The sequence below is a fragment of the Nostoc sp. DSM 114161 genome (assembly GCF_052692665.1).
The window spans coordinates 4,758,775-4,778,525 of record NZ_CP195141.1; the positions used below are offsets into that span (position 1 = coordinate 4,758,775).

The following is a 19,751-nucleotide window of genomic DNA, read 5'->3' on the forward strand; positions in this document are numbered from 1 at the left end:
TATCTTATAAGACTCCGATTTGATTTATGAAAAAATCTAAGTATTTGTAGGGGAGCCAGTGCGTTGCGGAGGTTCCCTCCGTTGTAGCAACTGACGTTGTGTTATGGCGTAGCCTAGCGCACCTAAATCGTTAACTGTACAAAATTACTATAAATAATCGCGATCGCTCTTAGTTGTAGATTGGGTTAAGTGACAGCATCGCCTATTTTAAATGACGTTAACTGAGTAAGCGCGGATTTTTGCATCGACTGTTGTAATAGTTAAACTGTGATGCAAAGCTTGACAGATAAGCATTCTATCAAAAGGTTCATTATGCAATAATGGTAAATTTGTAAGTTGAGTAACGCTGCCTTCATCGAGGTTAAGATTAGTAATTTGATGGCGATCGCGTTGTTTGGGAAGATAAATTTCAGGAGACTCTGGTAATGGTAGTTTGCCTAATTTATATTTAACAATACACTCCCATATTGAGACAACACTAAGATAAATTTCGTTATCTGGATCGCGAAGAATATCTCGAATATTTGTTAATAGCTGATGATCGCCACTGATAAACCATAAAAATATATAGGGGTCTAAGAGAATTTTCATCCGCCCTCAAATGCATTTAGAATCTATTCAGGCAAAGCTGCATCAAAATCATCAGATACCGTAAATTCTCCTGCACACAAACCAAATGGGCGTTGCTGTTTATTGGTAGTTGTAATTGGTTTTAATTCAGTAATTAATTTATCTGCTTGGACAATAACAAAGCTTTCACCTGCCTCAACTTGATTCAGGTATTTCAAAGGATCTTGTTGGATCTCATGAACTGTGACTCTTTGCATCTGAGTATTTCAGCGTGGTAGTTTGGAGATAATACATTGTCTAATTTAATTTTAGTGCGATGTCTGATAACAAGCTGCTTTGCAGGAGGTTGAGTGAAGCGATCGCATAACTCAAGAATTGATGATTATACCAGCGATCTGTAAAAGTAATTTCGATATGCCTTTACTTTGTTGCATTTAACAACAGTTTGCTTGATGCCGCCTAATAATTACTTGCTGTAGTTCCGTATTTTATTGATGTAGTATATTTAGTTATTAGAGCAATTTGTGATTTTGCAGACGCGAGTAAAAATAGTGAATGGCATCCCTATGCTGCTTCAGTTGCGGCAGGCTATACTAAACATTTCCTTCTAGACCGACCTTTTGAACTAAGAAATCTAAACCGTTAGCTTTTTAATTTTCAATTTATTTGTAGATTCTTCACTTTGGTTGCTAGGAAAACGTTATGAGTAACGATAAACCACGAATGTTATACCAATTCTCGGCGTTGTTGCATGAATAGGTAAAATGGTAAATTTTACCTATCCTCTATAGTCTGTGTTCACCCTTAGCCCAGCGATGAAGACGAAAGCCCAGTACAAGGTTCGGAATTGGAACGCTTATGATGCAGCACTCAAGCAGCGAGGCAGCATAACCTTCTGGGTAAATGAAGAGACAATCGAGCAGTGGCGCAACCAAAAGAAAACGGGGAGAAAGGGAGCATCGAATTATTACAGTGATGTGGCGATGTCTGACGACAAGCCGCTAACGCGTCTACGCCACGATGGCAACGGTTCAATCGGTGTTTAATTTAGCAGGGCGGCAAGCAGAAGGGTTTTTAGAATCGCTGTTCACACTCATGGGGATTGAGCTAGTAGTGCCGGATCGCTCTACCGTGTCCCGTCGTTTAAGCAAGTTGTCAGTAGAACTGCCAGTGATTCCAAAGGACAAACCTGTTCATGTTGTAGTAGATTCAACTGGTGTAAAAGTTTATGGTGAGGGCGAATGGAAAGTTCGTACACATGGGGTTGGTAAACGACGGACATGGCGCAAGTTACATTTAGGAGTTGATGAGGACAGTGGCGAAATCCTGGGTGCGGTTGTCACCACTAATGATGTAGCTGATTGTGAGGTGCTACCAGACATATTGGAGCAGATTGAACAGCCCATAGAGCAAGTATCTGGTGATGGTGGCTATGACACATTTGGCTGTTATGACACTATTGCCGAACGAGGAGCAAAAGCGACAATTCCACCTCGGAGCAATGCCAAAATCCAACAACCATACGATTTAGCACAGCCACATCCTAGAAATGAAAATCTGTGCCGGGTGAACCAAGTTGGGCGTCAGCAATGGAAACAAGAAAGCGGCTATCATCGCCGTTCTTTGTCCGAAACTGCTATCTTTCGACTCAAAATCATCTTTGGCGGTAAGTTGAGAAGACGCTTTTTTGATAATCAGGCTGTCGAGTTATTCTTACAATGTGCCGCGCTGAATCGCATGATCCAATTAGGTAAACCCGACTCTTATAAAGTCGAAGACTAATTCCTATCCTTACTCCAGATTAGTGCGTCTTTTTTTCCTTTCATGCAACAAAGCCGCTGGGAATGCCTTGTCTAGTAATTTCTTGCTAGAGTAGCGGTTTTGCTTGGTTTCCTTGTTGAATACCTTATAAGCTCTTGTTTCAATGTGGTATAACGAGTTTCTAGACCCGTCCATCTTGCAGAACTTATGGTAATTTCTCCAACCTCTAACTACCGGGGCTAATTCAAGAGCCTTTGTGGTAGCACCATAATTCGAGTTGTTGACGATGTGTTTTACTTTCTTACGGAATGCTTTGAAGTTATCCACTGAGGGAATGCTTCTAAACTTTCCATTTTTCTGGACTTTGAAGTTCCAGCCGAGGAAATCAAACCCATCTGTCGCGGCGGTAACTTTGGTTTTCTTTTGGCTTACATTCATTCCGCGTTTGCGGAGGAACTCGCTGATTCTTTCAAGTATCTCTGTTGCATCATCTTCGGGTCGGAGTATTATAACCATGTCGTCTGCCTATCGGATTGATGGCTCGGTGATATCACTGGCTGAGGTTTTATCAGTGATTCTGTATCCCTGATTCTCATGGTACCTGTGTATACTCTCAATTCCGTTGAGCGCGATATTAGCTAGTAGCGGACTGACCACTCCAGCAAGACTTGAGCATTTCTGGAGTTACCCCACGGCATATTTCAATCCGCGATCGCTTATTTTCATACCCAGCCGCCGAAAATCAGCTGCTTTTGCTGGAGTGCGATGCCTGCGGCAACGTCAAAGACGAACGCGTAACCCTCCAAAATGCAGTACCAAAAATAATCAAGTATTTTCTTCAAATTGTGCAGATATCACCTGTACATAACTTATTCTTGGTATTTTATTGTGGCTCATGGTGAGGCGGCTTTCCACGCCCTGTACAATACAGCCGAAACCTTGGAGTTGTGGGAAATCAAGTTATCTACTTTGTTAACTTATCCTCCGGCGATCGCTCTCAATCAAAGATTCCTGGGTCAGCTACTTGTACCCGAAGGCGAAAAACTGATTGTTCTCAAAGCGCCAAAGGGAACAGGTAAAACAGAGTGGTTATCTCATGAAGTTGCCAAAGCCCACGACCAGGGGCGACGAGTGCTGATTATCACCCATCGCATTCAATTGGGTGAGGCACTGTGCGATCGCTTCGGAGTAGATTATGTGTCAGAAATCCGTACATCTGACACAGGCGGCTTGCTAGGGTATGGCGTGTGCGTAGACTCATTGCATAAAGATAGCCAAGCTCGATTTAACCCTGGTCATTGGTCTAACGATGTCATTATTATTGACGAATGCGACCAAGTTTTCTGGCATTTGCTCAACTCTACTACTGATGTGGCCAAGCGGCGGGTGTCTATTCTACGGAATTTCAAGCAGTTAGTTCAAAACGTTTTGGGTAGCGTAAGCGGTAAAATCTACCTGTCTTCTGCCGATGTCTCAGATACCGATGTGAAATACATTCTTTCTCTGGCTGGAGAATATCGAGTTAACCCCTTTGTCATCGTCAACAATTATCAGCACTATTGGGGCAAGTGCTACAACTACTCTGGGAACAACCCCAAGAATTTGATTGCTGCACTGGATAGAGCGATCGCAAAAGGGGGACATCATTTACTGTGCTGCTCTGCCCAAAAAGCCAAGTCCAAATGGGGAACCCAAGCTCTGGAACAACGATTTAAACAGAAATTTCCTCACCTAGTTTACTACACATAATTCAATGAATAATTCCGTATAATACCTGTATCGTCACCGTATATCCATTGAAATGACAGAAAATTCAGACATTTTCTTTCAAGCGATCGGTGTTATTTCTGGTCAGCTAATGCTACACAAAAAACCATATACCTTAACAGTTTTAGATAAAAACTATCAGGTATTTTTTAAAAATCCTACCAAAGCGTTACCAGCGATTGCAAAATAAATTAAAAAATCAGGTGAAACTTTAAGATTGTTAGTTTACCCTAATGTTATTTATTCTCCAGGCAAAGAAGATCCAAATATCTAATTCCAGATTGTTGCTTGGCCATCTACAGATGATGAGCCAATAAGTCTGTTTAAAGAACTGAAAGATTTAGATTTTTTACTTTCTGGATTTTGGCAATTTATCCCAGGTCGTAAAATTCCATGTTTGACCATTTTCAAAAACTATTTTGAAGAACAGGAGGAATATTCAAAGAAACCAAATGTCTTTAAACGTCAAAAAACTTTGAAGGCAATACACGTACCTCTGCTATGGAATGATTCTCTTGGTTCACCAAGCAATAATCCTATTACAACGCTTCAAGATATGACTAAGCCGCCTCACTTCAACATCAAAGCTAGGTTTTTACCAACGAAGGATTTATGGGAATTTGATAGTTTTAGGGTTTGTTGAAGAAGGCAGCTATGCTGAGGGCTTTTATGTTTTGTTCAGATCGGAGTAACACCCCTCCTGAACAAGAGCTACCTTTCTTGAAATTTGGTATTCTTGTCTTAAACCGCTTTTTTCGCCTCCGGTGACGGGCAGAGGCTCCGAATCAGAATTCCATCAAAGCCTTCAGCAAGAACTGCCCTCTGCCTTTCCCGATAATATTGCTATTGGCAGGAAGCAATTTCCTTGATTCGTATTCCACGAACATAAGAAAAGTAGACACCGTATACCAAAGATGCTCCCTAAAATTAGGCTAGATATGCCAATAGCACCAATAAATACAAGAATATATCCAGTATTTTTATTTTTGCTTATAAATCCCTTGCATCTGAAAAAATTATTTTTGAGTTGAAGTTACACTGCTAGAGCGCTCGTTCTCAAGGCAACACAATTAAGGCAGGCAATATGGTTACACTTCACCCTACTTATACTGGATAAACTGGTATTATGCCAAAAATCAAACAGTGCAATTACTGCCTGTTGTATGCTCACGATATTACAGCGATCGCATGATTTTGTACTGCTTCGATTAATACCAGTAAAGTAAAGGTATCAGCAGTATTTTAAGATGCTACTTTTTCTTTAAATTGCTTCCCAGCAGAAAACGCAGGCACTCTAGTTGCTGGAATCTTGATTTTCTCTTTAGTTTTTGGATTCAGCCCTTCACGCTCTGAGCGTTCCCGCCGCTCGAATGAGCCAAACCCAACCAGGGTTACCTTATCCCCATTCGCTACAGCCTCGGTAACAACTGACAAAAAAGCACTGATGATTTCCAATGCTTCCTTTTTTGTGATGTTGGCCTTTGCTGCTACAGCATCCACTAGTTCACCTTTGTTCATAAATTAACCTGAAGTATTGCAAGTATTGGAAATCTAGCATCAGTAAGTCTTGTTAGCAAAGGGGGAAAAGGAATAAAAATCAAAAATGTAATACTACTACAATACCTTAGCCAATTTACGAGGGTTCAATGCCTGTGGAAAGGGGATGGATACGTCCTAAAGAAGTGAGCTTGGCAAAAATTTGGGCTAATAAAATAGGCTCAGGCTTTTGAGGAAGTATTTTTAACATTTCACAAACAGATCGAAAACCACGGTAATCAGCTTTCAACTTATCACCGTATTTTTGCCGAAAGATGCTTTTTTATAAGAAGTTATGAGTTTTTATATTAGCTTTTAAAATGATTTTAATAAAAAATTATGTAAAAATAATTTAGATAGGCTAGAACCAACTAATCAAACTAAAATAATAAAAATTAACTACAAGGTAACTCTGCTAAAATGACAGTTGAATTAGTAAATAAATAATTAATAAAGCTCAATGCAACTTCAAATCAAATTCAACCCTTGTTATTCTGTTAAAACTATAGAAGTAGACAATGTATTTTTGTTGTCCGAAAGAGAAAAGGTCTGGTTAAGCGATCGCGTTTCTTGTAGTTTAGCTACTTTAATCGATGGCGATCGCAATATTGACGAAATTATTGATACCATTCAACAGTCGCTACTGCAAGACCCAAAATCTTTACAGTCAGCTACCACTTTTTTCCAAGAAGTTCTCAATGTGAGTATTCAAGCCCAATATGCTTTATTATAAATGCAACAAAAGGGCTATATTCTTCAAGAAGATAACTCTCTGGCATCGCACTTAGACATCTTCTGTCATCATCTTAATATTGCTCCCACAGTAGCCCATCAAAGATTGCGATCGACTAAAGTAGCAGTAAAAGCATTAGGTGCGGTTGCTGCTGAAGACCTGATTGCTGTGCTTGAGTCTCTGCAAATTCAAGTAGCAGACGAAGGTGATTGGGCAACTATACCTGAAAAATGCCCATCATTGTTATAGTCGCTGGGGTGCAAAAGCCAAAGTTAAAGCCCTAGAATTGGAGTACCCACAGTTTCTAATGGATATAAACAACCGAAAAGAAGATCAAAGCATTAATACAACTGAATCTACTGGTGGTACAAATCCTCAAGTACTCGATCTAATGACAGTTACCAAAGCCTCTCAAGTATTAGCTAGCGAAATTAAATTGGATCAACTGCTGGCTAAGTTAATGAAAACTGTAATTGAAAATGGCGGTGCTCAAAAAGGCTTTCTGATATTGGAAAAAGATAGTAAATGGGCGATCGCAGCTCAAAGTACAGTAGATTCTGATGATGTTACTTTACTCCAATCGCTTCCCATAGACTCTGTAGATGGCGATCGCCAGACACCTATCCTACCAGTTGCGATCGTGAACTATGTTGTCCGTACTCAAGAAAATGTAGTACTTAATAACGCAACCGTTGAAGAACAGTTTATCCGCGATCCCTACATCGTCGCCACTCAACCAAAATCGATTCTCTGTACTCCTTTGTTAAATCAAGGCAAACTAAGCGGTATTTTATATCTAGAAAACAATTTAACCACAGATGCATTTACCAGCGATCGCATTGAGGTTTTAAGAATTCTTTCGGCTCAAGCTGCTATCTCCATTGAAAATGCCCGTCTCTACGCACAGTTAGAAGATGATAACCGAAATCTAGAGATGAGAGTAGACGAGCGCACTCAAGAACTCTCAAAAACCCTAGAAATTCTCAAAGCTACCGAAGCCTATTTGAATATTAGGAATAGGCATAGATTTTTAAACTCACTAACCCTAGAAAATCTCAAAGCCACACAAGCCAAACTGCTCTTTGAAAACGAGTTACTCAAAAGTGGCGAACAACCCTCTACCTTTGACTATCAAGTGGGAGGAAGTTTGCCGATGGATGCCCCTACTTATGTTGTGCGTTCAGCAGACCGTTATCTCTATAAGGCATTGAAGCGCGGGGAATTTTGTTACATTCTCAATCCTCGGCAGATGGGCAAGTCAAGTCTGATGGTACGCATGATACATCACCTCCGGCATGAGGGATTTAGCTGCGGGGCGATCGATCTGACCCGCATTGGTAGCGAAAACGTCACGCCTGACCAATGGTACAAAGGCTTAACAGTAGAGCTATGGCGAAGTTTTGGTTTATTAAGAAAGGTTAATCTAAAAACTTGGTGGCAAGAGCAAGGAGATATTTCTCCAGTTCAGAGGTTGAGTCAATTTATTGAAGAAGTCTTGCTAGTTGAAGTTGCTCAAGAAAATGATACTATACCTAAAAAGTTGATAATTTTTATCGATGAAATTGATAGTTTCTTAAGTTTAAAATTCCCAGTTAATGACTTTTTTGCGCTAATTCGCTCTTGCTATAATCAGCGTAGTATTAATCCAGAGTATCGACGTTTAACCTTTGCTCTTTTTGGAGTAGCTACCCTTGGGGACTTAATTAATGACCACCAAAGAACGCCTTTTAACATCGGTCAGACCATTCAATTAGAAGGGTTTAAAGAGCATGAGGCGCAACCTCTACTTCAAGGATTGACCGAGAAAGTAAGCAATCCTCAAACAGTTTTAAAAGAAGTGTTAGCCTGGACTAATGGGCAGCCCTTTTTGACTCAAAAACTCTGTAGATTTATCCGCAATTCTTCATCTCCTATCCCTAACAATAGAGAAGCTGAATGGATTGAAAATTTAGTGCAAACTCAGGTAATAGACAATTGGGAATCACAGGATGAACCAGAGCATTTTAGAACCATCCGCGATCGCCTTCTCAAAAGTAAACAATCCGTTCGGCTACTAGAACTCTACCGTCAAATTTTGCATCAAAGAGAGATTATTGCAGTTGATAGTTCAGAGGAAAGAGAATTGCTTTTGTCAGGGCTAGTAGTCAAGCAACAGGGAAAATTGAGAGTTCAGAACCGTATTTATGAATCTATTTTTGTTTGATTTACGAAACTTTTGTTTAATCTGGAAAGTGAAAGAAGAGGTCTATACTTCTAGATAATTTAATTTGTCTAAACAATACTATTGTACTAATAAATGGCAGATATTGTGTTACTTGCGTAACTCCTGTTGTCTTTACTGTTATCTTTATTAGTTGCATTGTAATCTCTATGAACCTTGATAGTCTGTTTGAGATTGTCGATCGCCTGCTAATTGAGAGCCACAATCGCCCGCTTAATTCCACCGAAAATCTGATTCTGCGTGGGATTTGGCAGTATAAAACTTATAGCCAAATAGCTATAGAGGCAGGTTATAGCCCTGGTTACTTTACCAATGTTGTTGCCCCAGAGTTGTTTGGGCGACTCTCTGAGGTCATTGGCCAGCGCGTCACAAAGAAAAACTGTCAGGTGCTACTGGAATCTTATGCCATCATTGAAACAGCTCCAAATACAAAACTTTTGAAACAAGCCCTGACGCAATTCCTCCCCACAATTAATCAGGATACGTCACCTTGCTACCCCAGCGGCTCAGTTCCTCTCGCCTCTCCCTTTTACCTCAGACGTTCTTACCTTGAGGAGCAAATCTATCAAGAAATTAAGAAACCAGGAGCGTTAATCAGGATCAAAGCTCCCAGAGAAATGGGCAAAACTTCACTGCTGCTGAGGATTCTTGACTATGCCAAGCACCAGGGTTACTGCACCATCAGCTTGAATCTAGAACAAGTCGAGCAGACAATTCTGAGCGACTTGAATCAACTTTTGCGCTGGTTGTGTGCCAATATCGCCCGTCAGCTTCAGCTTCAACCAATGTTAGATGAGTATTGGGATGAAGATTTGGGAAGTAAAGTTAGCTGCACCGTCTACTTTCAAGAATATCTACTAGAGTCAATTAATACTCCCTTGATCTTGGCGTTGGATGAAGTGAACCATATTTTCGAGCATCCCCAAGTAGCGAAGGATTTTCTCCCTCTGTTGCGTTCCTGGTACGAAGAAGCAAAAAGACTGCCGATTTGGCAAAAGCTTCGTTTAGTCGTTGTTCACTCAACAGATATTTATGTTCCTCTTGAACTTAATCAGTCTCCTTTCAATGTAGGATTACCGATTCAGTTAGACAACTTTAGCCAAGAAGAGGTACAGCAGTTAGCCCAACGCTATGGACTCAATTGGACAGATGGAGAAGGAGCTAGACAATTAATGGCAATGGTCGGGGGACATCCGGCACTAGTAAATTTAGCTCTTTATTATCTGAGTCGAAACGAGGTAACTCTGTCGCAACTACTAGAAACTGCTCCCACTGCTAGCAAAATTTATTCAAATCACTTGCAGCGTCACTGGGCAACCTTGCAAAAACAGCCTGAGTTAGCACAAGCTTTTGATAACGTTCTAAATGCCAATGAAGCTATTCTCTTAGATCCCATCCTTACTCACAAGTTAAGCAGTATGGGGTTGATTAAACCTTCTGGATCTGAAGCGATGGCAAGTTGTGAATTGTATCGGCGATTTTTTAGGAAAAAAGAGCAGCATTTGGCGTTGCAGAATAAAAATATGAATTAGTGCAATGGCTATAAAATGTCTAAGATGTGCATTAATCCGCATTTGCAATTGTTGAGAGTACAAGTGCTTAGTACAACTTTGCGTAAAATCATGGCAAATTGAGGGTTAAAATTTAAATACAAAAGGGCGCAGAGGCACGCAGAGATTTCACCATGAACTAATGAGATATTGTATTTAGTTACAAGTTGTTTTAGTAACATTACTATTTAAGGATGTTATTTTTCATGAGTTTTTCTATGAGTTATGGAATGAGTTTTATGAGTTTCAGAGTTTATAAGACAACTAATATTAAAAGTAATTCACTGCAATTTTATATCTAATACGAATTTAGCTTACTTGCTCAAATAACTTATTACTTAGTCCATCAAAGGATATGGGAATTGAAGAACTGCGACCACCGGAACTTGAGGATAAGATTGTTTTAGCGAACAATCTTCAAATAGGAGTAGTCTCTAACAAACTACGTACCAAAAAAAGGCAGATTGCGCTCAATTATCTTTCATGGATCATCGAGAAAAAACAAATCCAAGCAGTATTATCACCGGAACGTTACCATATTGATGTCATCGGGAAAAACGCTAAGAAGTTCACTTTGCAATTATGTCAAAAAAATAATATTTTATCCGCTATTGCGAATTGCGTTAGCGAAGTGGTAGCGAGGAACGAGCGTCACTGCAAAATGCGAATTGTTTGATCAAGAGTCAACAGTCCAAAGCTAAAACCTATGGCTATAGACTTAAACCCCACCCAAGGGTTAAAAAAATGGCTTTGAATTATTTGGGTTATCGACTCAAGCGAGTAGCAAAAGTTTTACCTCAAAAAAAATCCCAGAAACAAACGCAATCTTTGAACAATTAGCACTCTTTTAATCAATCAGCTAGTAATGATAAGAGTGTTTTACGTTTGAATTGACCTCTTCGTGTCGATTCTACTTATTCGCCTAAAAGATATCAAATGGGTTCTATAGAATGAGCCTTCTAAGTTTCGCACCGGGAACTAGTCTAAACTCCAGTAGATAAATTTTACTCTGTTTAGTTTTCAGTCTTTTTTTATGTCGAACTCAGGTCACTGGCGGCGTCGGTGAAGATGCGCTCACACCCTGCCGATTTCAAAGCTTCGAGCTGCAAGGTGGGGTTTTGGTCTTCGGTCGAGACGCGGCAATATCCTATTTTCATGCCATATATTTGACACTAATTTATGACACTGGCAAGCCCTTGATATTCTTAGATGCGGTTACAGTATCAAAAATCTTGACTTACGGGTCTGTAAACATGTCTGGTATATCTTTACTCAGGTGAAGGAATTATCCACCTCTTGCCTTCCAGATGAGTTTTGCATTTGCACTAAGTTTTTTTGTTACCCCGTCAGCTAAAACACACGTTAAGTCTGTTAAGTTAACTTTCGGTTAATTTAGCAACTCTTGAAAACTGACAAAACTTTGGTAGTAGTTAAAATCAGGGAGAGTAAGTATGACTAATAACCAAGGTAATTTTTGGACAACAATACCAGGTATATTAGGTGGAATAGCAAGTATATTAGTACCTTTAGGAACAATATATGGAATATACGTAGCTCAGAAAAAACCGTCTCCTCCTACTTCGGTAGAAGCATCCTCACATCCTTCTTTACAAGCAGACTCCTGTAATAGTTATTCTAAATCAGGTACTCTTTTGCCAAATGAATGTTTAAAAGTAAATGAATCTTTACTTTCAAACAATGGTGAATATGAATTATCTTGCCAAGATGACGGAAATCTTGTATTTCAAACAACTTCAGATAAAGTAATGCGCTGGGAATCAGAAACTAGCGGCAAAGGCAAACCTGAAGATTGCTATATGCAAAATGATGGAAACTTAGTTGTCAGGGACTCAGGGAAAAATCTAATTTGGTCTTCCAATAAACGTTTCAAGACTGCTGGTAATAATGGAGCTTATCTGAAAGTGGGTAATGATGGACACATGTATATTTACAAACATGATGGCTCAGTTTACATTGAATTCCCTAATAGATATCTCAAATAACTATCAAAGCTTTGCTGTGGCTCCGGGATAAGCCTTATTACATTGATAACACAAAAGTCTTTTAATGCTGAAACCCTTGTTTTCTCGTTCAACAACAAGTTATTTTAGTAACATTGCTATTTAAAAATGTTATTTTTCATGAGTTTTACTATGAGTTATGGGATGAGTTTTATGAGTTTCAGAGCCGATGAGACAACTAATATTAAAAGTAATTCGCTGCAATGTTATATCTAATACGAATTTGGCTTACTTGCTCGAATAACTTATTACTGATATTAAAATTTATAATCTATCTTAATTTTTTTATTTAAAAGTTGACTATTTTGTCAATTTGTAGGTTTTAATTCTTAATCAGAGAACGAACAATGCCCATACAACCAACTTATCCAGGCGTTTACGTAGAAGAAATTCCGAGTGGAGTACGCACAATTACAGGCGTATCTACCTCTATTACTGCTTTTATTGGTCGCGCCTTACGAGGCCCTGTAGACGAGCCGATTACTATTAACAGTTATGGCGACTTTGAACGCATTTTTGGCGGATTGTGGCTGAATAGTACCCTTGGCTATGCTGTACGAGATTTTTATCTCAACGGTGGTAGCCAAGCAATTATTGTCCGACTCACTCACTCCAAGTTGAAACAGGCAGAAGGGCAAGCTCCAGCAGAAGGTCAAACTTCAGGGGAAACTGAACCCACAGCTAAGAGAGCACAACTAAATGTGAATGGTCTTAATTTAGAAGCAGCGAATGAAGGCAGTTGGGGAAATGCTTTAAAAGTGCGGATTGAATATGTAGATACTAATGTCAGACGTGACGCAGAGTCACAAAAACTATTCAACATTACAGTTCTGGATCAAAAGACAAGTCAATTAGAAATATTTCGCAACGTATCGGTGCTGCCAAATCATCCAAGACGAGTAGATAAAGTTTTGTTGAATGAATCTTATTTCGTTCGATTTAGAGATGAATCTCTGCCAACAGACAGACCAACTGCTCATGCTCAACCCGCACCTGATAAAAGATTGTGGGATGATAATAACGATACAAATACCAAAGCGGAACCAAACAGCGGTGCGGATGGTGACGATCTAGATGTCAACGACTTCACAGGGACAAATAAAGAAGCAAATAAACAGGGTCTTTACGCTTTAAATAAAGCCGACCTGTTTAATATGCTTTGTATTCCGCCTTATAAAAACGATGGCAATATAAATTATGACTCTTTAGTCGATCGAGCAGCAGAATTTTGTAAAGAGCGTCGCGCGTTTTTCATCATCGATCCGCCCAGTACTTGGACTGATAAGGATAAGGCCAAAGCTGGTATTCAGACCGATCTTGGTGAACCAACTAGTTATGCTGCTGTTTTCTTTCCTCGAATCAAGCAACCAAATCCTTTACGGGAAAATCAAATAGAAGAATTTGTTCCCTGTGGTGCGATCGCTGGCGTATTTGCTCGTACTGATGTTCAACGCGGTGTGTGGAAGGCTCCAGCAGGTACAGAAGCAACATTGACAGGTGTACCACAATTGAGTGTACCTCTAACAGATCCAGAAAATGGAGAATTGAATCCTCTGGGAATTAATTGTTTGCGAACTTTGCCAGCTTTTGGTCGTGTGATATGGGGATCGCGGACGCGGAATGGAGATGACCGTCTGACGGATGAATGGAAGTATATTCCGGTTCGCCGTTTCGCACTTTTCTTGGAAGAAAGTCTTTATCGCGGTACGCAATGGGTTGTCTTTGAGCCAAATGACGAGCCGTTGTGGGCGCAAATTCGCTTGAATCTTGGAGCTTTTATGCACACTCTCTTCCTTCAAGGAGCCTTTCAAGGTCGTAAGCCGGAAGATGCTTACTTTGTGAAGTGCGATCAGGAAACAACAATCCAAAACGATATTAACTTAGGAATTGTCAATATCATTGTTGGTTTTGCTCCTCTCAAACCTGCTGAATTTGTCGTTCTCAAGATTCAGCAAATAGCCGGACAAATAGCAGTTTAAGGAGAAATATATGCCTTCTATTTCAGGTAAACGTTTGGATCTCTACAAAAACTTTAAGTTTGTTGTGAAATTCGCTGGTAAGGATGTGGCTGGGGTAAGTAAAGTCAGTGGTTTAAAGCGAACCACTGAGGTCATAGAACACCGTACAGGTGGCGACCCTAGCACTGTCTATAAGTCTCCAGGACAAAGCAAGTACGATGCCATCACCTTAGAACGAGGTGTTAGCAAAGATCCTGATTTTGAACAATGGGCAAACAAAGTCTGGGCGCTTGGTGGTAGTCCAGAAGTGTCTCTGGCAGATTTCCGTAAAGATATCACTATTGAGGTTCGTGATGAAGCTGGTCAGAAAGCGACTTCATATAACATTTTTGGTTGCTGGGTTTCAGAATATCAAGCATTACCAGACCTGGATGCTAGTGCTAATGCTGTCGCTATCGAATATATAAAGATAGAAAACGAAGGTTGGGAACGTGCTTGATGATTAACTCGGCTGAGTTAATCAAGATGTGAACTATTCAACCAGTAAGAAATCAACTATAGAACTCCTATTTGATTTTTCAAACAGCTAAGTATACTTACCCGTATACTTAGCAAAATTTAAATAGGATTTTTATGGATTACTGAACTTAACTTGCTAACTTCTGCTAATCAATTTGGCTTGAAGCAAATCTTTGTTAATTGGGTCTTGCAGAAATTGCCTAGACAAGGCGGTTAGATTAATGAGGTACATCAGCTATGAATTTAGAAAATAAGCAGAACATTGATGAAATTATTAATCACTTCATTGTGAGTAATAATGGCAAAATTGATGATACTGTTTTGAATAATTTAATTGAAATTAAAAAACTAGCATTAGAAGAACAGAAAAATCAAAATGAGCAGGAAATCAAAAGAGAAGAAAATCTAATTAAAGCTAAACAGAATAGATTTCCCAACAGTATTTTGAGTAATCCAACAACTACGGCTGTTGTTGCTGCTTTAGCTGGATTTTTGACATCGAGTATTGTAGCATTTATTCAGGGAACTTCTAATCTTCAACTTGAAGAACTTAAGTTTCAATCCGAACTTATAACCAATGCAACTAAATCTGAAGATCAGAATAAAAGAATTGAATTACTTAAATTCAATATTAATGCTGGCTTAATCAAAGACCCATATATCATTTCCAAGTTGGAGAGTTTAATACAAAGTCGTGATGTTCCACAGTCCTATGTAATTCCACTTTTAGATCCTAATCAGTCTATTCTCCCTAACAATTTCTATTTACCAACAGTTAACGATTTTACTGGCTCTCCAGGTTGCTACATTGCTGCCTATTCACATCAAAGGGAAATGAGCGCTAGGTCAGTCGGGGGCGATATTTATGTTATGGGTCAAGTGAGAGTTCCTGGACATTATGAGGGAAGAATTTGTCAGCCAAAAGGTTATGAAGGAAAGGATATCAGTAGTTTAGATTACTTTAAAGAATTATTTGACCAAAAACTACCTAAAGTCTGTATAAACAAAAGTTGTTGGGCAGGTGGTGACACTGGTGGTTTTGTTGGTAGGTAATTAAATCAATGAAAGAATTAAACCTTTTATGGAACTCCGATTTTATTTTTGAAAATCCAAAAAATCTGCCATATAAAGGTTCAGTTCTTAATATACTCAGCAAGATTCAAGTAGGATTTCTATGCGATCGCTATCAGCCTCGGAACTGTTAAATATCTGGGAGTGGGGACTTAATCAGCCATCTTGGTCTAAAGCAATCAAGCTACTAGCTAGTGCTTGTCCTGAAACCTCCATAGATATGCTTACTCAACTCAGCCTCGGTCAGCGTGATGCCATGCTGCTGACATTGCGGGAGTGGACATTTGGTTCACAACTGGTTAGTCAAGTCACCTGTCCAAGCTGTGGTGAAGTCTTGGAACTCAATTTTGATATTGCAGATATGCGTGTAGCATCACTGTCACTTGAACCAGTTGAGAAATATTGTCTTGAGCTTGGTGATTATCAGGTGAGTTTTCGTCTACCAAACAGTTTAGATATGATAGCGATCGCTGAACACAAACAGCCAGAGATTGCTCAAGAGATTTTATTAGAACGCTGTATTTTGCAAGCAGTGTGTAACGGCGAATATCTGCCGTTTCAGCAATTACCATCTCATACTAGAGATGCAATTATTACCCAAATGGCTCAAGCTGATCCTCAAGCAAATGTGCCAATTGATATTTCCTGTTCCGCTTGCAACCACCAATGGCAATCATTATTTGACATTGTGTCGTTCTTCTGGGCTGAGATTAACGCTTGGGGATTTCGAGTGTTGCGAGAGGTACATACTTTGGCTGCTGCTTACAGTTGGCGTGAAGCTGATATTTTGGCGATGAGTCCCAGACGGCGACAATTGTACTTAGAGATGGTGACGGACTGATGAGCAATTATCTCTTTCATTTGGTAGCTAAAAGCTTTAATTTAATCGATACAGTTCAGCCTCTTGTCTTATCAGTCTTTGAACCGTTACCAGAGCCTACCCTTGACTGGGAGTCATCGACTTTTACCACAGAATCAACTGAGTTAGAAACAACATCAGAAGCGGAAAAATTTCCCAATTTTGACATTGTGCAGTTGTTGGAGAAGCGATGCCTGCGGCGAGCTTCTCTACGAGACGCTCCGCGAACGCTAACGCCTACAACAATAGGGCAAATATCTGAAGAGATAACTAACCCCCTCTTAAGTAATTTAACTTCAACACCTGTTCCATTTTCCCAACCAATACTAAAGCCAATTCCTAATTTGACACAAAAGCCTGACTTAGAATTATCCTCCAATTGGGCTTTTTCAGATTTATCTCTGACTCAAATCAGCACTGATAATCAGCAATTTACTTCAAACCCAGAGGAAAAACCAAGCACTACTCCACTAACTTTTGCTGCTGCTCAATTATTACAGAAACAACTAACTAAAATTAATCCTGTTGTTTCTTCTATCAAACCTTCAAATATAGTCAACTGGGAACGATTGATAACTCAACTTTTTGTAGAATCAGAAACACTTTCACAAACTAGAAATCAAATAGTACCTAATCCCAATACAGAGCTATTAAAGTCTGCACTTGTGCCACAAACAAAGACTTCCCTATCGAATCATCTCGTTTCTATACACAATACAGAATCAAATACTTCTCTCTCTAACCCCATCTTTGAACAGAGGCAGATTCCACTTAAATCTTTACCCCAGCAATTAATTACAATCAATCCTCTAGGTTTATCTTTGCAATCAGCTTTAAAGTCAGAATTGCAAACATATTTCACCGAAAACCCAACAAAGCCAGTAATATTTCCCTTTACTACCCAAGAAAAAACATTTTCTTTACAAAATCTAAATCCTACAATTTTAAGGACTGCGATCGCAAAGGAAAACAATACTCCTGTCTCAAATTTAGTTGGTAAAAAGTTAGGAGTAATTACAAGTCAATTATTAAAAAAATACTCGATTGAAAATAATCAAAAAGTTTCTCCTAATCTTTTACACAAGCTATTGTATTTGAAGCAATATCTTCCGCAAATTCAAGCAGAAACCAGCACTATTATACCAATTTATCAGGTTCTACAACAGGGAAAATCTGCAACTGAAAACTTACATAAGCAACCTATAAAAAATCATCCAGTCTTTATCCATTCTCAGTTACCACAAGTCGAAAGTTCTGAGGACTTTCTTCCTCAACTTCAATCACAATCAACAGCCATGTCTACGATGGTAAACTCTTGGAAAGGCTACACCAACGCTGACGCACCTGCTATTTCTCAAGTTTTGCCTTTAACACCTATGCCAGCAGTGGAAACTAGCACTCCCGCCTCAAGTTCTGTAATTCAACACCAGAAAAAAGCTGTAACTGAATTGTCATCAACGCAATTGCTACAAAGAAGTGGGAATGTTTCATCTGCTCAAGTGCAAAAGCTGATAAGTTTACAGCCATCTATTCCAGAAAAACCTGTAGACAGCGCACCTGTTGCTAATCAAATATTGCCCACAAATCAAAAATCATTAACACCTGGGTTGACGCTAGAAACTAGCACTTCCAGCTTCAGTCCTGTAATTCAACACCAAAAACAGTCTGCAAGTGAATTAGTACAACAGCAATTACCGCAAATAATTGGGAATGAAAATGTTTTATCTTTGCAAGTAAAAAAGCTCATTAATCCACAACTACATTCCAACCAGTTTTTAGAAGAACCTGTGGCGATGTCTACAACGGGTAACTCTTGGAGAGACTACGCCAACGCCTACACATCTGCAAGTGAGCGGGTACTATCTTTAACACCTGTGCCAACTATGGACACTAGCATTTCCGCCTTAAGTCCTGTAATTCAACCACAAGTAGAACATGAAGCGATACCTTCTCTACGAGACACTACGCCTAGCTTGCTTCCCCGTAGGGGTACGGTAAGCTCCGCTAACGCATCTACTATTGATAGTACGTTAGCGAATTCACACAAACAGAGCTTAACACCTACAATTGCTATAGAAACAATTGCCGAACCCCAGGAAAAACTTACGTCTAATGTGCCAGAAAATCAGCAGAGGTTTGTCCACAAAAATGTTTCATCAATACAGCCATTTGTCGCAGATGCTTCTGCTAAACTATCTTCGCTTGAGGCAAACAGTTCTACTGCACCATTCGTAAATAATTTATCATCATCTGTCGCTTCACAACTGATAACTCAGCTAACTGCTATTAATTCACATATAATACCAACTCCTGCTTTACATCCTTCAACCCCAGGGATTGACATACAATCACAAGTCAACTTTTCTGACTCTCACTTGTCTGATTTCCGTAGAGAAAAAGCTTCTGCTCAGGAAGTCGGCTTACAAAACTATAATAAGAGCGATCGCAAACATATTGCTATCCAGAAAATTGGCGTTGTCGAACAGTGGGATGAATTAGGGCAAGCTGGGGGAGAGATGAACATTAATCACGCCCATCATCCCGCAAATATACAACGCCAGCAAATTAATCGTAATCAAGGTATATTGACCAGCCCAGTTGAAAACTTAATATTACCCCAGAACCCATCCCCTAATTTATATATGTCTGCGGATAGATTTAAAAAGCGCCAACATATTGATATCCAGAAAATTGGCATTGTCGAACAGTGGGATGAATTGGGGCAAGCTGGGGGAGAGATGAAGGTTAATCACGCCCATCATCCTGCAAATATACAACGCCAGCAAATTAATCGTAATCAAGGTATATTGACCAGCCCAGTTGAAAACTTAATATTACCCCAGAACGCATCCCCTAATTTATCTATGTCTGCGGATAAAGGCAAAGATGGTTTGGGGTCTTCGTACTTTAGGCAACTAGAGGAATCTGATTTGAGACCGCTATCTGGGCCTATTAATGACCTCACTGTAAAAAATTTGTCAGTCATTGCAGCTAGTAACAAAAAAGTCCAAAAGCGATCCTCGGTAAATTTGGACACACCACCTGCTATTCAAGTCACAATTGGTCGGCTAGAAATTCGCAGCGCAGCTCCAGCAGCACCTCCGCCTCGACCAAAGCCCCGGACAGGAGCATCTGTGATGAGTTTGAATGAATACTTGCAGCGACGTGCCAGAAGGAGGTAAGCG

General features: G+C 39.7%; 18 protein-coding genes and 3 pseudogenes. 15 read left to right on the forward strand and 6 right to left on the reverse strand.

Translation table 11 applies throughout. The annotated features are described in order from the left end of the window. Positions 1–207: 207 nt before the first annotated feature. On the reverse strand, positions 208–591 hold the full coding sequence (locus tag NSTC745_RS20485) for a type II toxin-antitoxin system VapC family toxin (RefSeq protein ID WP_445632578.1): 384 nt from the start codon (positions 589–591) through the stop codon (positions 208–210). A 23-nt stretch (positions 592–614) separates the two neighbouring features. Then, positions 615–827 (reverse strand): type II toxin-antitoxin system Phd/YefM family antitoxin, encoded by a 213-nt coding sequence (locus tag NSTC745_RS20490; RefSeq protein ID WP_445632579.1) that lies wholly within the window; start codon positions 825–827, stop codon positions 615–617. A gap of 558 nt (positions 828–1,385) precedes the next feature. On the opposite strand from NSTC745_RS20490, the pseudogene NSTC745_RS20495 reads away from it, so the two are divergent. Next, positions 1,386–2,352 (forward strand): annotated as a pseudogene (locus tag NSTC745_RS20495) (IS5 family transposase). A 33-nt stretch (positions 2,353–2,385) separates the two neighbouring features. On the opposite strand, the pseudogene NSTC745_RS20500 reads toward NSTC745_RS20495, so the two are convergent. Further along, a pseudogene (locus NSTC745_RS20500) lies at positions 2,386–2,991 on the reverse strand (reverse transcriptase domain-containing protein); the annotation flags it as partial. A gap of 8 nt (positions 2,992–2,999) precedes the next feature. Between NSTC745_RS20500 and NSTC745_RS20505 the strand changes: the two are divergent. Genes NSTC745_RS20505 through NSTC745_RS20515 form a run of 3 tightly spaced genes read left to right on the forward strand, consistent with a single transcriptional unit; the run spans position 3,000 to position 4,288 of the window. After that, positions 3,000–3,233 carry a hypothetical protein gene (locus NSTC745_RS20505; RefSeq protein ID WP_445632580.1) on the forward strand — a complete coding sequence of 78 codons (234 nt, stop codon included), beginning with the start codon at positions 3,000–3,002 and terminating at the stop codon, positions 3,231–3,233. Continuing rightward, positions 3,220–4,080 carry a DEAD/DEAH box helicase family protein gene (locus NSTC745_RS20510; protein ID WP_445632581.1) on the forward strand — a complete coding sequence of 287 codons (861 nt, stop codon included), beginning with the start codon at positions 3,220–3,222 and terminating at the stop codon, positions 4,078–4,080. The genes NSTC745_RS20505 and NSTC745_RS20510 overlap by 14 nt, the downstream gene beginning before the upstream one ends. A gap of 52 nt (positions 4,081–4,132) precedes the next feature. Further along, positions 4,133–4,288, forward strand: a complete 156-nt coding sequence (locus tag NSTC745_RS20515) for a hypothetical protein (RefSeq protein WP_445632582.1) — start codon at positions 4,133–4,135, stop codon at positions 4,286–4,288. A gap of 1,052 nt (positions 4,289–5,340) precedes the next feature. On the opposite strand, the gene NSTC745_RS20520 is transcribed toward NSTC745_RS20515, so the two are convergent. After that, positions 5,341–5,616 (reverse strand): HU family DNA-binding protein, encoded by a 276-nt coding sequence (locus NSTC745_RS20520; RefSeq protein WP_445632583.1) that lies wholly within the window; start codon positions 5,614–5,616, stop codon positions 5,341–5,343. A 115-nt stretch (positions 5,617–5,731) separates the two neighbouring features. Beyond that, positions 5,732–5,884, reverse strand: a pseudogene (locus tag NSTC745_RS20525) (IS4 family transposase); the annotation flags it as partial. 210 nt (positions 5,885–6,094) lie between these two features. Here NSTC745_RS20525 and NSTC745_RS20530 point away from each other — a divergent pair. The 5 genes from NSTC745_RS20530 (at position 6,095) to NSTC745_RS20550 (ending at position 10,814) form a co-directional block, all read left to right on the forward strand. Continuing rightward, positions 6,095–6,367 (forward strand): hypothetical protein, encoded by a 273-nt coding sequence (locus NSTC745_RS20530; protein WP_445632584.1) that lies wholly within the window; start codon positions 6,095–6,097, stop codon positions 6,365–6,367. Continuing rightward, entirely contained in the window at positions 6,368–6,616 is a 249-nt protein-coding gene (locus NSTC745_RS20535) for a hypothetical protein (protein WP_445632585.1), read from the forward strand. 58 nt (positions 6,617–6,674) lie between these two features. Continuing rightward, positions 6,675–8,570, forward strand: a complete 1,896-nt coding sequence (locus tag NSTC745_RS20540; RefSeq protein ID WP_445632586.1) for an AAA-like domain-containing protein — start codon at positions 6,675–6,677, stop codon at positions 8,568–8,570. A 167-nt stretch (positions 8,571–8,737) separates the two neighbouring features. Further along, on the forward strand, positions 8,738–10,120 hold the full coding sequence (locus NSTC745_RS20545) for an AAA-like domain-containing protein (RefSeq protein WP_445632587.1): 1,383 nt from the start codon (positions 8,738–8,740) through the stop codon (positions 10,118–10,120). 373 nt (positions 10,121–10,493) lie between these two features. Continuing rightward, positions 10,494–10,814 (forward strand): hypothetical protein, encoded by a 321-nt coding sequence (locus tag NSTC745_RS20550; RefSeq protein WP_445632588.1) that lies wholly within the window; start codon positions 10,494–10,496, stop codon positions 10,812–10,814. Positions 10,815–11,169: 355 nt separating this feature from the next. On the opposite strand, the gene NSTC745_RS20555 is transcribed toward NSTC745_RS20550, so the two are convergent. Beyond that, positions 11,170–11,295 (reverse strand): recombinase family protein, encoded by a 126-nt coding sequence (locus NSTC745_RS20555; protein WP_445632589.1) that lies wholly within the window; start codon positions 11,293–11,295, stop codon positions 11,170–11,172. 294 nt (positions 11,296–11,589) lie between these two features. Here NSTC745_RS20555 and NSTC745_RS20560 point away from each other — a divergent pair, with 294 nt between their 5' ends. From NSTC745_RS20560 to NSTC745_RS20585, 6 genes are all read left to right on the forward strand, one after another. Then, positions 11,590–12,141 carry a hypothetical protein gene (locus tag NSTC745_RS20560; protein ID WP_445632590.1) on the forward strand — a complete coding sequence of 184 codons (552 nt, stop codon included), beginning with the start codon at positions 11,590–11,592 and terminating at the stop codon, positions 12,139–12,141. Positions 12,142–12,506: 365 nt separating this feature from the next. Beyond that, on the forward strand, positions 12,507–14,138 hold the full coding sequence (locus tag NSTC745_RS20565; RefSeq protein WP_445632591.1) for a phage tail sheath family protein: 1,632 nt from the start codon (positions 12,507–12,509) through the stop codon (positions 14,136–14,138). 10 nt (positions 14,139–14,148) lie between these two features. Then, a complete protein-coding gene (locus tag NSTC745_RS20570; protein ID WP_334732402.1) occupies positions 14,149–14,616 on the forward strand; it encodes a phage tail protein in 468 nt (155 codons plus the stop codon). A gap of 257 nt (positions 14,617–14,873) precedes the next feature. Further along, on the forward strand, positions 14,874–15,689 hold the full coding sequence (locus NSTC745_RS20575; protein ID WP_445632592.1) for a hypothetical protein: 816 nt from the start codon (positions 14,874–14,876) through the stop codon (positions 15,687–15,689). 121 nt (positions 15,690–15,810) lie between these two features. After that, a complete protein-coding gene (locus NSTC745_RS20580; RefSeq protein ID WP_445632593.1) occupies positions 15,811–16,548 on the forward strand; it encodes a T4 family baseplate hub assembly chaperone in 738 nt (245 codons plus the stop codon). After that, positions 16,548–19,748: a hypothetical protein gene (locus NSTC745_RS20585; protein WP_445632594.1), complete on the forward strand. Its 3,201-nt coding sequence runs from the start codon at positions 16,548–16,550 to the stop codon at positions 19,746–19,748. Before NSTC745_RS20580 ends, NSTC745_RS20585 begins: the two co-directional genes overlap by 1 nt. Positions 19,749–19,751 lie beyond the last annotated feature (3 nt).